Raw genomic sequence first — 15,257 nt, 5'->3', positions numbered from 1 at the left:
TTTATTCGCCATCCTTTTTTGGGGGCGATATTAACAATCAATGAACTCTTAAAGTGGCATAAATCGAACCGTAATAGGTATCAATTATTATAATATGGAGGCACAAATCGAACCGTAATCAAGTAGATACACTGGCACGGTTTGAACCGAAAGCACTGGCATATACCTTACCGAAATGGGTGGCATAATTCAAACCGTGGTATCCATGCGTAAAGAAGTTCTACTTCGGCAAGCTTTACACTCATAGCTCCATCGGCTTTTTATCCAATAATGCTGATCATGACCGCAACGGTGACGTATAACTCCTAACTTGTCACGTTCTCCTTTAAAATGCTCCCTGCATGATTGTTCATCACTGAAGTGGGTAGTGAAACTGAATATATCCATGCACTAATTTAATCCTTTTTTTACATTATGGGTAATTACGGATAATCATTATAATTTTGTGTATTTGTCATTAACCAACGATGGAAAGGTAATAATTTAAATTCAACATCTATCAGCATAAAGAGTGGGAGTGTTAGCTCATCTCTGTCCGCTTCCCTTCTAGGGGCTAGCCCCTAGAAGGGAATTTTTTATTTTTTGGTTTGACTGGTTTTTAGTTCCAGTTCCAATCTGCCCTCAAATCTAATGGCTAATTGCTGCACCGTCAAGCCCCAATTCAGCAAAGGTGAAGTCCATTTTTCTCAATACGTCTGCAAACTAAGTAAACTAATTTCATCAAGGCCATATCGCTGGTAAATGCTCCTTTACTCTTGGTAACTTTTCTTACTTGTCTATGAAAGCCTTCCACTGGATTTGTAGTGTATATTAGCCTTCTTATAGGTTTACTGTAATCGAAATAAGTGCTAAGTAGTTCCCAGTTATCATTCCAAGACCGTATCACCACAGGATATTTCTTCCCCCATTTTTCTTCCAGTTCTAATAAAGCAGTCTCTGCCTGATCTTTTGTGTCTGCTTGATAAACTAATTTAAGATCTTGTATAAACACTTTTTGTTCTTTACTGGCTACATATTTCAAGCTATTTCGAATCTGATGAACTACACAAAGTTGAACATCTGTCTGTGGGTAGATGGAGTGTATCGCTTCACTAAAACCTTTCAAGTTATCAGTGCAGGCTATCAAAATATCTTTCAAGCCTCTATTTTGTAGCTCAGTAAGTATCTGAAGCTAAAAATTAGCTCCTTCGCTTTCTGATAGGTACATGCCCAATATCTCCTTTTTGCCCTGCTTATTGATCCCTAAAATATTATAAAGGGCTTTATGCTTCACCTTACCCTCATCTCGCACCTTGAAATGCATAGCATCTAACCAAACAATACAATAGACCGATTCTAATGGCCTGTTTTGCCACTCCTTTACTTTAGGGATCACTCGGTCTGTGATATCACTTAACACCTCTGTTGATATATTTGTGTCATACATCTCCTTGATGTGTTCTTGAATATCTCTCAAACTATTACCTAGCCCGTACATGGCTATTATTTGCTTCTCAAGATTGTCTGCCAGTATACGCTGGCGTTTCTCTACTATTCTTGGCTCAAAGCTGCTATGACGATCTTGAGGAGTATTTATCTCAACGTCTCCTAAACTACTCTTAACTGTTTTCTGGCCTTTGCCATTGCGCTTATTACCATGAGAGCGTCCTTTTTCTTCACTGGATAGGTGATCCTCCATTTCTGCTTCCAGAGCTTCTTCTAAGAACTCCTTCAACATGGGGCTGAAAGCCCCATCCTTACCAAATAGAGATTCTCCTTTTAAAAATTGTTTAAGTGCTTTTTCCTTTAATTCTTCTTTCTCTTGTTTGTTCATTGCTCTTTAGTCTAAACATTATTTCTTTATATCCAAAGTTTAGACAGAGATGAATTGACAGTCTCTAAAGATTAATAAACTGACTCATAATTAGTTCCCAGCTTCTCACGATGTTAGTTCATTATTGATTCCTTTACCGTTCTGTCTTAGTTTGAAGCAGATTCCGTCGATCCAGACTATATAATAAACTTGATCCGAAGGTATGTTTTGTCAAAATTATTTCTGATGAGTCTAATCCTACCGAACCTTTAATAATATACATTAGCAGGGTAGGTGAAGATAGTATTTACTTTTTCCTCAGGGGCTAAAAAATATAATGTACCAACTAAAATTGAGGTAGTTCCTTGGACGCCATAAATATGGAGACAACAATTTTTGTATTCAATCTGATGGTTTAATCCCGAGAGGTGATATGCTGAATTTTGGTGATAATATTCAGCTTCGATCAAAATTAAATTTTGATATACTTTATAAGTCAGGTGTTGACGAAAATAGCACTATCCATAAAAGATTATCAATAAACGGGCTTGATTTAATAATTTATGATCATGGATATGTACTTAAAGTGGAGGGGAAGCAATTAATGCTATTCGTCTATTGAAAGAGTTAGCTGAATTTATTCCTAACAAAATCGAATACTTATTTAAGTCCAACTCAAACTATAGAAAATAATGAGCAAAACAAATATCCTTGGGGCAGATTTAGCGCTTATTGGTTTGTTTCTTGATTATTTATTTAATAATCACTAGTGTCCGAGAAAAAAGATAGGGCCTCTGAATAATTTCAAGAGTGCCCCATAATGTGTATTTTCGGTTTACCACAACAAAAAATCACACATGAGTAAAAATACATATTTCTACGGACAGCCAATCTTTTCTCAACTATTATCGCTGATAGATAAATCGGTGTTAAATCAAATAATATCAAAATACCAATCTGACAGATATTACAAGAAATTGAATACTTGGCATCACCTAGTAAGCATGTTATACTGCTGTTTCAGTGGGGCAAGTGCTCTCAGAGAGCTTACTACGGGGCTTTTGGCCTGCCAAAACAAGCTGATCCATTTAGGTATTCAATTTATACCCAGACGTTCCACTTTATCAGATAGCAACAAAAAACGCAGTAGTATAGTCTTTGCAGACATTTACATGAAATTGTTTAAAAAGTACCGGCACCTTTTGCCGTACAGCCGCTTGAGAATGGAAGTTCTCAATAAACTTTATATTGTTGATTCAACGATTATTAGTCTGTTTAAAAATATTCTCAAGGTAGCAGGACGCCCTAGAAAAGATGGCAAAAGCAAGGGAGGCATTAAAGCTCATGTAATGATTCATGCGGCAGAATTAATGCCATGTTTAGTACGGTTGACCAAGGGAAGTCAGCATGATCATACATTTTTAAAGCAATTACAACTCCCAGAAGGATCCTATGTGGTGATGGATAAAGGGTATATCGATTATAGACAATACGCATAGTGGAGTCATCAAGGGATATTTTACATTACCAGAATGAAGGAAAATGCCAGATATCAATCAATAGATGAGCTAGAACTGCCTGAAGATAAAGACTTTTGTGTACTTAAGGATGAAAAAGTTGTTATCAGTTTCAAGACTGATGGACAAGTGCAAGAGCTTCAAAATAGAAGAATAGCCTATTATGATGACCTCAATAATAAATTATTAGTGTTTATGACCAATAATATGGAGTTGGAAGCAGCCACAATAGCGGCCATTTATAAATACCGATGGCAGATAGAGCTTTTATTTAAAAAGCTGAAGCAGAACTTTCCTCTCAAATATTTTCTGGGGGACAACCAAAATGCTATTGAGATCCAAATTTGGAGTGCCCTGATCTGTCTATTATTGATGGAAGTAGTCCGAAAACAGATCAAAAAAAGATGGGCCTTCTCTAATATGGTCTCATTGGTAAGATTTCACTTGATGGCCTATGTTCACCTTACCCGCTTTCTAAATAATCCAGACCTAGAACTTCAAAAAACAATATATAAAACCACTCAATACCCTTTATTTAGTCCGTAAAGGGGCACGCTTTTCCAGAATAGAAGAAAACCACTTTTTTCTTGCTTAGAATCGCTAAAATTTCTTAGCCCAGAGTTTAGTCGGACACTAGTGTTTAATAATAATAATTATTCAAGCATTATCCTTAACAAATAAGTATTCCCCCGTTGGTGCTCAAATTCTGAATATGTTGGATCTCGGTTGCCGTCATGCTTGGCATGATGGTGTGATTTCCCACTAACGAGCGTAGCGACAGCAATACCATGCTATCTGAATTTATAACCCTTAATCAATCAAAAAATACAATATCTTGGTTCGCGCATGTCTTTAGTTGTTGGCGCGTTGTTTTCAACTTGTGCAATACTATAAGCAGGAAAGAATCAATTGACTCTTTTGTGAAATTTGACTAGATTTAGTCACTGATTAACCAAAGTCAAACGAAATTGAAAAATGAGACCTATACGGTGAACTGAATATTGCAGCATCAGATAAATCATTGATAATAAGATAATTGTGAGATAGGGTTCAAGTACAGTCATCCCGACGATTTTACAACAACAAAAACCAAAACCCCTTAAAACATATGTTTTAAGGGGTTTTTTTGTTATTACCCCACCAACTAAACACAAAGAAAACCAATAAAAATGTGCCCTTTTCGTGCCCCCTTTTTTATTGCTATTTTTAGTGTTGATGATGAATTAATATATTGATAATCAATTGATTGAGTTTTATTGAATGAACTCGATTGGTTCTAAATGACCTCCGTTTCTGTGCCCTTTTTAAAAAAGGGCACAAATAAAGTCAAATTACATTAAACACTATGTTATATGAGGAGTCAGTCAACATTTGGTTTTTCTTTTTATGTTAAGAAGTATAAGAAAATAAGCGGTCAGGTGCCTATTTATGTGCGTATTACGGTTAATGGACACTCTGTGGATATGTCTATCAAGCTCAAGGTACATCTGGAAGATTGGGATGCTGTGAAGTCCCGAGTGCGTAAATCTGGCAATGGGAGCGATATTTTAAATAGCTATTTAGGTACCCTGCGTAATAGATTATATGAATGTATAGAAGAGCTGGAAAAGGGGCGAAAGATAATTACAGCAGATGCCATTAAAAACAGGTATACCGGGCAGGATCAGCAGCGTAATACCTTACTTCAACTTGTAGAATATCATAATCGGGAAATGAGCTATGAGCTTAAGGAAGGCACTATGAAGAACTATCGGAGTACTGAAAGGTATATTCGTAGATTTCTTAAATCCAGACTTAGAGTAAAGGATATCTACCTGGAAGAGTTGAATTATGGTTTTATTAAATCCTTTGAAAGGTATGTCAGAAATAATCCTTTGCAATCGCACTTACCCTGTACGCAGAATGGCACAATGAAGCATATGGAAAGGTTGTGTAAAATGATGAATCTGGCCTTACGGGAAGAGTCGATAACTAAAAACCCGTTTATTAAATACCAACTGAAATTTAGGAAGACAGAAAGATGCTACTTAAATCATGATGAACTGCAGCATGTAGAAAGTGTAAAGCTGACTAAAGATAGGTTGGTGTTAGTAAGAGATGTGTTTGTTTTTGCCTGTTATACCGGGTTGTCATATATAGATACCTTGAATTTATCGACAGATAATATTATTAAAGGAGTGGATAATGAATTGTGGATTACAGGTAGACGCCAAAAGTCTGATAAGCTATTTTCAGTACCGCTTTTGCCAAAAGCATTAAGTATTTTAAAGAAGTATAAACACCGCAATGATTTGCCTATGAAAGGTGAAGGCAAATGCCTGCCAGTATATTCCAATCAAAAGACTAATCAATATTTAAAGGAACTGGCTGTACTTTGCGGAATTAATAAAAATCTCACCTTCCACACTGCCAGGCACACCTTTGCAACTACTATAACCTTAGCAAATGATATCCCCATAGAAACCGTGAGTGAAATGCTTGGCCACACGAAATTGAGTACCACACAAATTTATGCTAAAGTTATAAAGCAAAAGATCAGTAGGGATATGGCGGGGTTGAGGGAGAAGCTTAGGTAGTGACTAATAAAGCAAGAAGGTTTCAAGGCTTAAAAGTAGCGTAAATTTTTTTAGAAAATCTATAGTAAGTCTGTATGAAAAGTTCCCCCTTTCTTGTTATTGATAATTTAGGTTTTCTTCTGTTCGGAAATAAAAGTCGCTTCTTTGGAAAACAAATTAATTCAGATCAACTGATTTATTTAATGTAAGGAGAAGATCCTTATATGTAGATATGTCTATTATACTATTCGGTTTCTTAATGAATGTTTGGGTTGAATAGGGTGTATGAATAATTACATTGTTAGTTGTATTAAAGTTTAAGTTTTAATAGCTTATTAATTAAAAGGCTTTAATGAATATTATTGATCCTATAATTATATATTATATTTCTAATATAGGTCTATTTTTTGGTAGAATGTATCTATCAGTACTTGAACTTTTTAAGTATTAATTATATGATTATCAAATTTTTATTATTCAAGTCGAAAGGCTTGATAATTGGTATTCTAATAATTCAGGCGTTTATACTTTGTGGGTTTAACGGGCAAGCGGATAATCTGTACATAACTACAGTTGACTTGAATTTAAGAAGTGGTCCAGGAACCTCTTATAAATCGGTTACTATTATTCCAAAAGGAGATACAGTAGAATGTTTAAGTGATACTACTCAATATTGGATTCACCTAAGGTATAAGAATATTGAAGGTTTTTCTGCGATCAGGTATTTAAAGAGACTTCCAATTGTTGATATTAAAGAACCTCCAAAAAAGGAAAGAGCTGCAAATAGAGCTGCAATATATATACTGCTGATAGTTGGGGTGATAATTATAGTTATCCGAAGAAAAAAGAAAATCTAAGAAGGTCTCTATGGCAGCAGATGATCATCGGAAAAGTTATAATCAACAGTCTAAAACTCATGTCAAAAAAATAAGTAAGGGGAAGATTGGATCAGATTCGTCCATTATTGACGTGAATAAAGAGCAATTGGATTTAGCTATAGATTATAAGAGTAAATCTAAAGTGCCACATTGGAGGAAGAAAAATATTAACAACTGTGATGTAATCAAGGAGGCAACTGCTGAACAAAAGAAATTTTACCAATATCTAAGAAGGGCAGTGCTCAATGGCCAATTTATTGATATCGAAAGCAATTCAAACTATGCCTTTATTTTGCTTTACGATTTATATGACAGTTACAAAGATCATAAAGATTTAAAGCAGTTAGAAAGGCAGTTTAAGCTACTAGAAAAGATCTGCCCAGAACTCGGGAAACATGCGTTTTTCTTATTGAATAATCAGAGGGAAATAGTAGAGATTGGGAGAGTGAAATGCAAGAGCCAAAATGTCGATGGGACAAATGTTTCTGACTTTTATTTAGGTTCAGCTGAATCAAAGGATGTTAATAGAAATAAAATTAATTTTTCCAAAGTGCCTCACTGGAGTGATTCCTATGTTTATTCATTTGAGGAGATTGAGCATGCCACAAAAGCTCAGAAGGAATTCTACGAATATTTTAAAGGCGAGGTGATAAAAGGTCAATTCGTTGATATTGAAGGTAATACAAACTATGCTTTTGTGCTGTACTTTGATTTTTTGAATGAGTATCAGTCTCATTCCGATATAGACTTGTTAGAAAGTCAGTTTAAATTAATAGGAAAGATCTGTCCAAAGACAAGGTTTTATTCTTTAGGTTCTTTAAGAAGGGAATGGGGAAAACTGGAAACTCGGAAGGCTAAGGATAAGCTAGAGCAATATGAGGATCCAAATTATCTTTATGATAATGGGTATTCTGATTATAACCCAGATATGTATAAATTGGGTAATGTATACAAAAAAAAGCTAGGATTAAAGCCGAGAGAAGTAAAGTGGCTCAATAAATTCAATAACCCATCAAATACTTTTAACTCTATAGAAGGTTGTTGTATTGCAATCATTGAGAGTTATATATCTGTTCTTAATCGGATCAATGAGAAAAAAGAAATTGATGAAGTGTTGAAAAGTATTTTTGATAAAGTTATCAGTATTGAAAAATTTAAGTTTTCAAATTACTCTGAAGAATTTGATCGAAAATCGGCATTTAATCAGTTTCAAGAGAGCTTTTATTTAACAATATTCAAGAAGATAGAAAATATGGTCCGGGAGTGCTATGGACATAAAAGGCTATTAAATATACCTGAATTTCATCCTTACTCCCAGGCAACTATTAAGTTAATAGAAAATACCTTAGGCGAGCAACTTTATTTATCTATGCAAGATGTTACAGGTAACATTGCTTCCCCAAATATAGATACACAGATTGAACTTAATGCTCTGAATGTTAATAGATGGGGTGCCGAATTGGAATTAGCAAAACTTACTTTTAACATACAGGATCTTACTGTTTTTAAGGATAAGCTTGATTATTTAGAAATGAGTAATCTAAAGAATTCCAAAATAGAAGCAATATTTTTAGAGGCGGCCAAATTTCTCACAAAACATGACCACATTGAGGCCTTGAGAAATTACACAAAATATGTTTACTACAATACAATTTCATCATACAAGAAGAAGGATATCCCAAATCAGCTAAAGAAGATAATTTCCGATAGTGATAAACTTATCGATTATGAATCAATCTTAAGAGAATTAGCCAAGTCTATGATGCTTGATGAATCTCTGGAGGCAGTAAATGACTTATTCACTCCAAAGAGGAAGAAGATCAGTTTGGACAAGTCTGAAATAGATAGTGTAAGAAAGAAGCACGAAGGAACCGTGTGTTTATTGAACAAATACCTAGAGACAGAAGATGAATCAAGTCAGGAGCTAAAACTGATCGAAACTCCAGATAAGTCAAATGAACCTGAATCGACATCAAATAGCCTTTTCAAAAAGGAGATTGGACTGTCGTCTATACATGAAGGACTCATTAAGAAGATTGTAGAAAATGACTTTATCATTCGGCAATCAGAGGTAGATGTGTATGCATCTCAAAATTCATTATTTAAGAATCAATTAATTGACGCTATCAACGAGGCTTGCGAAGGGTTTTTGGAGGGTGAGCCTTTAATTGAAGAAGAGGATGATTCATACATAATTGAGCAGTCTTATTACGAGGAAATATTAGAGTAAGTATGTCACTAAAGATTAAATCAAAAGAAGCAACAGCAATTATTAATTCACTTTCAGGTGGTGTAGTTCCCAGAATTGGAGTTCAACACATTACTGTGGGTCGAGCATTAGAAATAGAAGCTCTTACAGAAGCATTGGATGATGTAAAGAATGGTCATAGCATGATGAAATTCTGGATTGGGGACTTTGGGTCTGGAAAGAGTTTCATGTTGCATTTAATTAATACGGTTGCTATCAAGCAAAAATTTGTAGTCACGAATGCTGATTTTACTCCTGATAATCGACTTTATTCTAATGATGGTAAAGCCCTGGTGCTATATAGCTCCATCATGGATAATATAGCGATACAGACAAAGCCTGAGGGCGGAGCTTTGCCCACTTTGCTTGATAAATGGATAGAGCAAGTTGTATCCAAAGTCGCAATTGATAATAACATCCCAATAACAGAAATAAGAGATGAGAAGCATTTCGGCTTGATACAAACCTCTATAATGGAGACCGTAAAAGAGGTTACTGAATCTGGGGGGTTTGACTTTGGTGTAGTAGTTATAAAATACTATGAAGGTTATATAAAAGATGATGACATTCTTAGGCGAAATGCGCTGAAGTGGCTTAAGGGAGAATATACTACAAAGACGGAAGCCCGTCAGGATTTAGGTGTTCGTGAGATAGTAAATGATATTAACTATTATGACATGCTAAAGAACTTCAGTAGGCTGTTTGTTAGCATGGGGTATAGTGGATTTATGATTAATCTAGATGAGGCAATTAATCTTTATAAAATTTCAACATCAACAACTAGGGAAAAGAATTACGAAAAGATTCTGACCATTTTCAATGATTGTTTTCAGGGGAAAGTCTCAAATCTGTTCATCAATATAGCTGGAACCAAAGAGTTTTTAGAAAACTCAAGAAGAGGGCTTTTTAGTTATGATGCTCTTAAAACAAGGTTAGAAACAAACAAGTATGAGACATCAACCTACCGAGATTTGGCGCAACCCGTTCTTAGACTTACACCGCTGGATCATAATGAGATTTTTGTCCTACTGAATAAGCTGAAAGGGATCTTTGATATTAACTATGGAGTTAACATTGATATTAATGATTCTGATATCCATCAATTCATGGAAGAAATGTTTAACAAGCCTGGAGCTGACGAATTTCTAACTCCAAGAGAAGTAATAAGGGATTTTCTTAACATTCTCAGTATTCTTAGACAGAATCCTGGTGCAAATAAAGCTTCCTTGATTTCAGAAATTGAAATTAATGATGAAAGGCCAAATGAAAGTTCTGTCGATAATATAGAAGAGCTTTAATGTCTTATCAACTACTTTCTGAACCGATTCGCAAATTCATTCGTAATAAGCGCTGGGAAAATTTGCGTCCTATTCAAGCAGCGGCAATTTCACGAATTATTGAGACTGATAATAATTATGTTCTCGCCTCTAGAACATCTTCAGGTAAAACAGAGGCAGCATTTCTTCCCATTCTTTCTAAGGTAGATTTTAATAGACCTGGTGTTCAGATACTCTATATCTCACCATTGATAGCTTTGATCAATGATCAATTTTTTAGAATAGAGGAACTTTGTGAAAATCTCGAGATATCGGTTACAAAATGGCATGGTGAAGCCAAAAAGTCTTTGAAAAATCAACTGCTAAAGAATCCTAATGGAGTATTGTTGATTACTCCGGAGTCAATAGAAGCCATGTTTGTAAATGCGCCATACAATGTCAGCTCTTTACTGGGGAATTTGCATTATATAGTGATTGATGAAATTCATTCCTTTTTAGGTGTTGATAGAGGTCTACAACTAATGTCTTTGTTGTCGAGGATTCAGCGATTGAACAAAGAAAGGATTATAACCATAGGCTTGTCGGCAACTATAGGGGATGAAAACTATTATTCTGCAAAACTTCTGATTGGGGATGTAGATCGTACCAAAATACTAATTGATAGGACAAAAAAGGACACGGAGGTTTCATTCAAATATTTCAAATCAGAATCCGTGGAGCTTCCCCTTTCATTATTGAAAGAACTTTACAAAGAAACAAGTGTCAGCAAGGCATTAATATTCCCTAATAGTCGGGGTAGAGTAGAGGAAATTGCGGTCAAGCTTTTGAAAATCTCATCTAAGGTTGGTGGGCATAGGAACTACTTTGCACATCATTCATCAGTAGACAAAGAAATACGTGAAAGTATCGAGCGCTTTGCCAAAGAGAAAGAGCATTTCAATTTTTGTATTACATGTACTTCAACCCTTGAGCTTGGTATAGATATCGGAACAATTGATAAGGTGGTTCAAGTTGATTCGACTCACTCCGTTGCATCACTAGTACAGAGAGTTGGGCGTAGTGGTAGAAGAGAAGGGGAAATGAGCCTTTTAAGTCTATATGCTACAAATGAATGGAGTCTATTGCAGTCACTAGCATGTTGGAAATTGTATCAAGAAGACTTTCTTGAGCCAATAAAGATCATTCAGAGGCCTTATGATATACTCTTTCATCAAATGTTGTCCATCGTTAAGCAGTTGTCTGGATGTTCTAAGAAAGAACTTAATGATCACTTAAGAAGCAACCCCACTTTTGAGCATATTTCTAGTGAAGATATAGATGATTTAATTAATCAATCCATAAAATCAGATTACCTGGAATCTTTTGAGAGAGAGTTGATAATCGGAGTGACTGGAGAATTTATAGTTAACTCAAGGGAGTTTTATAGTGTCTTTTCAACAGAGCTTAACTTTAAAGTTACTCACTCAGGAAAGGTGATAGGAAATATTCCTTACTCCCCTCAAGTTAAAAAAGATGAGAATATTCTGCTTGCAGCTTCTATTTGGAAGATAAAGGATGTAGATATCAAAGGGGCCAAGATTATTGTAGTTCCAGCTAAAGATGGGAAGAAACCTAAGTTTTTTGGTAGAACTGGAAGTATTCATAAAAGAGTTCGTGCAGAGATGCTAAGAATCTTGATGAATTCAGAAGGATATGAGTATCTCAATGTAGAAAGTCACGACGAAATAGATAAGTTAAGGGCCGATTTCAATGGGTTCAATATTAAGGATTTTGAATATGATCGTCCAGTGATCGAGAAAGAAGGAAAACTAGAGGTTTATACATTCACTGGTTCTGAAATCAATAATACAATCGTTTTTCTTTTTAAATGTTTTAACTGTGAACTGCACATTGATGATAGCAAAAGCTTAATTGAGGTTCCGGAAACATTGGATAGGTTTGGGGAAGTTTTGGCTCAGGTTATAAAGCTAACACAGGATGAAATTCATGATTATATCATTGATGAGCTAAAGGCAAATGAGGGATTAATTGGCTTTTATAAGTGGGGAAAATATTTGCCCTTAGAGTATCAGGCTTATCTTTTAAGAGAGAAAATGTTTGATTTTGAGGGGGTATTTGACCTGCTAACGAAAATAAACTTATGTGAAAACGAAATATAGCTTATTTATGGATAGGCTTCTTGAAACATATTGTTTAAGTGGTGTATTGCCGAATTAATTAAGCATAAGAGGCGTATATTTGCAAAAGATTTTGAGTTTAACGGCATGAAATTTTCATTTACTTCATATGATCTTAGTTTCTCTCGGCATTAGCCAATCAAACTGTAAGCGCCCCAAAATTAGGACTGTTTAAATGTATAGATTTCTAACAATTATTATTATTGAAATCAGGTGTTAATTGTGGGTAACTCGATAGAGTTATCCACTGTTAACGCCCTCTGTGCATACAGCACCGGACTCAAGTCATTCAGACTTTCATGAGGCCTGAAAAAGTTATAGTCATTCATCCACTTTTCAGTAGCTTCACGCACTTCATTTATATCATCAAAAAGACACACATCCAATACATTTCTTCTGAAGGTGCCATTCAGCCTTTCTATGTAGGCATTTTGAGTGGGCTTACCTGGTTGTATATAAATGAAGTCGATTTCGTGCATTTGGCTCCATTCCTTAGTTAATGTTGCAATAAATTCAGGGCCATTATCCATCCTGATCCGCTCAGGTTTGCCTCGACGTTTAATTAAATGGTTTAAAACCCATACTATTTTATTGCTCTTAAGAGAATAGTCAATCTCTATATGTAGCGCTTCCCTGTTAAAATCATCCATTACATTGAAAGATCGAAACTTTCTGCCGTTCAATAGAGCATCACTCATAAAGTCAATAGACCAGGTATGATTGATTACAGGCGGTATTTCCAAAGGCTCTTTCACTCTTGCGGGCAGTCTTTTTTTTGTCTTTCTACGCATACTTAATCCCATGGATTTATAGACTCTATGTACTTTCTTATGATTCCATTGATGCCCCTCATTGCGAAGTCGCCTGAAAGCTTTCCAAAAACCTTCTCTGGGAAACTGCTCTGCTTTTTCTTTTAAAGCAGCCATAATAGGCTCATCATTTTTAATAGATGAATAATAATAGACGGATTTGGCAAGATTTAAAACCCGGCACGCCCTGCTGATGCTGATCGCGTAATTAAATTCCCTTTTTATTTCCGTAACTAGCTGCTTTTTCTGGCAGGGTGGATACAACGGTTTGAATTATGCCACCCATTTCGGTTAGGTATATGCCAGTGATTTCGGTTCAAACCGTGCCAGTGTATCTATTTGATTACGGTTCGATTTGTGCCACCATATTATAATAATTGATACCTATTACGGTTCGATTTATGCCACTTTAAGAGTTCATTGATTGTTAATATCGCCCCAAAAAAAGGATGGCGAATAAACTTGACATAATGGACTTAAAACAAATTATCAATCTTCATTTGAGAGGGCTGAGCAATCGGCAAATTGCTTTGACCCTGGGTGTGAATAGAAACACTGTTAACCATTATTTGCGATCACTTCAGTCAAGCGATCAGCCCATGGAAGCATTGCTACAGTTGGATACTGATGCTTTAGAAGAGCTATTTTCGTCTAAGACAACCATAAACAATGATCGTTATGCGGTTTTAATGCGTTTTTTTGAGACCATGCACCCACAGCGTCATCACCCTGGCTTTACCCTTCAGTACCACTACCAGTTGTATGCTGAGCAAACTCAGGATAGTTACAGTTACACTCAGTTTACCACCCATTATCAGCGTAAGTACAAACAGGCCAAAGGTTCTATGAAGTTAGAGCACAAGGCAGGAAAAGAGCTTTATGTTGATTTTGCAGGTAAGAAATTAGAAGTAGTAGATCCATCTACAGGAGAAGTAAGCCAGGTAGAAGTTTTTGTGGCCACACTTCCTTTTAGTCAGTATACTTATGTGGAAGCATGTAAAAGTCAAAAAAGGGAGGACTTTATTCAATGCCTCAATAATGCACTCCGCTTCTTTGGAGGAGTACCTGTAGCCATCGTGTCAGACAACCTTAAATCGGCAGTTACCCGATCCAGTAAGTATGAGGCGGTTATTAATAAAACTTTCAAAGACTTCGCTCATCACTATGGGTGTGCCATAAACCCTACACGTAGTTATGCCCCACAAGATAAAGCACTGGTAGAAAATGCTGTTCAGCTGGCCTATCAGCGCATTTATTACCCTATGCGTAAAATGACTTTCTTCTCTATTGAAGCGCTTAATGAAGAGATCCAGCATCATCTTAAGGGCTATAATAATGTGCTTTTTCAAAGAAAAGAAGCTTCCAGAAAAGAGCTGTTCCAATCCGTAGAATCATCCCTTCTAAAAAGCTTACCCCAAAGTACTTATCAGGTTAAAGAATACGCCAGAGCCAAGGTACAGAAGATGGGATATGTATACTTCTCGGCTGACAAGACTTATTATAGCGTTCCCTATCGCTACATTGGCTCTCAAACTCAGATACAGTACACCTCCAAACATGTTGAAGTATACTACAAAAGCCAACGCATTGCGCTGCATAATAGAGTAATGAGTAAGGGTGCTTATATTACTAATAAGAATCACCTCTCCAGTACACACCGTGCTTATAGCCAATGGAGTCCCCAGTATTTTTCTGATCAGGGAGGTAAAATAGGTGTAAATGTAAAGCTGTTTATGACAGGTTTATTCCTGCAGGGTGACTATCCTGAGATTAACTACAAAAGAGCCATGGGCATTTTAATGCTGGCCAAAAACTATGGCCATGAGCGTGTAGATAAAGCCTGCCTAAGGGCTGTTCATCATGACACATACAGCTATCAAAGGCTCAAAAATATACTCAGTAATAATATGGACGAGCATGAAATAGAACAAGAAAATCATCAATCACATATCCCTTCTCACAAAAACATCAGAGGGGCTAACCATTACCAGTAAACAATAATTT

Annotated in this window: 6 protein-coding genes and 4 pseudogenes; 7 read left to right on the top strand and 3 right to left on the bottom strand. The window is 35.9% G+C overall.

What is annotated here, in order from left to right:
- Positions 1-198: 198 nt before the first annotated feature.
- Together LVD15_RS03770 and LVD15_RS03765 are read right to left on the bottom strand one after the other, a co-directional pair.
- A pseudogene (locus LVD15_RS03770) lies at positions 199-387 on the bottom strand (IS1595 family transposase); the annotation flags it as partial.
- 188 nt (positions 388-575) lie between these two features.
- Positions 576-1,813 (bottom strand): annotated as a pseudogene (locus LVD15_RS03765) (IS256 family transposase).
- Positions 1,814-2,649: 836 nt separating this feature from the next.
- Between LVD15_RS03765 and LVD15_RS03760 the strand changes: the two are divergent.
- The 6 genes and pseudogenes from LVD15_RS03760 (at position 2,650) to LVD15_RS03735 (ending at position 12,426) form a co-directional block, all read left to right on the top strand.
- A pseudogene (locus LVD15_RS03760) lies at positions 2,650-3,855 on the top strand (IS4 family transposase).
- 806 nt (positions 3,856-4,661) lie between these two features.
- Positions 4,662-5,885 (top strand): site-specific integrase, encoded by a 1,224-nt coding sequence (locus LVD15_RS03755; protein ID WP_233778996.1) that lies wholly within the window; start codon positions 4,662-4,664, stop codon positions 5,883-5,885.
- A gap of 557 nt (positions 5,886-6,442) precedes the next feature.
- Positions 6,443-6,721, top strand: coding sequence for an SH3 domain-containing protein (locus LVD15_RS03750; RefSeq protein WP_233778995.1), 279 nt, complete (start codon positions 6,443-6,445; stop codon positions 6,719-6,721).
- A 10-nt stretch (positions 6,722-6,731) separates the two neighbouring features.
- Positions 6,732-8,972, top strand: coding sequence for a tellurite resistance TerB C-terminal domain-containing protein (locus LVD15_RS03745; protein WP_233778994.1), 2,241 nt, complete (start codon positions 6,732-6,734; stop codon positions 8,970-8,972).
- Between the two features lie 2 nt (positions 8,973-8,974).
- Complete coding sequence (locus LVD15_RS03740; RefSeq protein WP_233778993.1) at positions 8,975-10,288, top strand: ATP-binding protein; 1,314 nt, start codon at positions 8,975-8,977, stop codon at positions 10,286-10,288.
- A complete protein-coding gene (locus tag LVD15_RS03735; RefSeq protein WP_233778992.1) occupies positions 10,288-12,426 on the top strand; it encodes a DEAD/DEAH box helicase in 2,139 nt (712 codons plus the stop codon). The genes LVD15_RS03740 and LVD15_RS03735 overlap by 1 nt, the downstream gene beginning before the upstream one ends.
- 278 nt (positions 12,427-12,704) lie before the next feature.
- Here LVD15_RS03735 and LVD15_RS03730 read toward each other — a convergent pair.
- Positions 12,705-13,523: pseudogene (locus LVD15_RS03730) on the bottom strand (IS3 family transposase); the annotation flags it as partial.
- Between the two features lie 200 nt (positions 13,524-13,723).
- Between LVD15_RS03730 and istA the strand changes: the two are divergent.
- A complete protein-coding gene (gene istA, locus LVD15_RS03725; RefSeq protein WP_233776528.1) occupies positions 13,724-15,247 on the top strand; it encodes an IS21 family transposase in 1,524 nt (507 codons plus the stop codon).
- Positions 15,248-15,257 lie beyond the last annotated feature (10 nt).

It is taken from the genome of Fulvivirga maritima (genome assembly GCF_021389955.1).
GTDB classification, from domain to species: Bacteria; Bacteroidota; Bacteroidia; order Cytophagales; family Cyclobacteriaceae; genus Fulvivirga; species Fulvivirga maritima.
This window is presented reverse-complemented; position numbering and strand designations above follow the sequence as displayed.

Excerpts from the sequence above, each read along its gene's own strand:
- LVD15_RS03755 (WP_233778996.1), top strand. The coding sequence starts at position 4,662 with ATGAGGAGTCAGTCAACATTTGGTTTTTCTTTTTATGTTAAGAAGTAT.
- LVD15_RS03745 (WP_233778994.1), top strand. The coding sequence starts at position 6,732 with ATGGCAGCAGATGATCATCGGAAAAGTTATAATCAACAGTCTAAAACT.
- LVD15_RS03740 (WP_233778993.1), top strand. The coding sequence starts at position 8,975 with ATGTCACTAAAGATTAAATCAAAAGAAGCAACAGCAATTATTAATTCA.
- LVD15_RS03735 (WP_233778992.1), top strand. The coding sequence starts at position 10,288 with ATGTCTTATCAACTACTTTCTGAACCGATTCGCAAATTCATTCGTAAT.
- istA (WP_233776528.1), top strand. The coding sequence starts at position 13,724 with ATGGACTTAAAACAAATTATCAATCTTCATTTGAGAGGGCTGAGCAAT.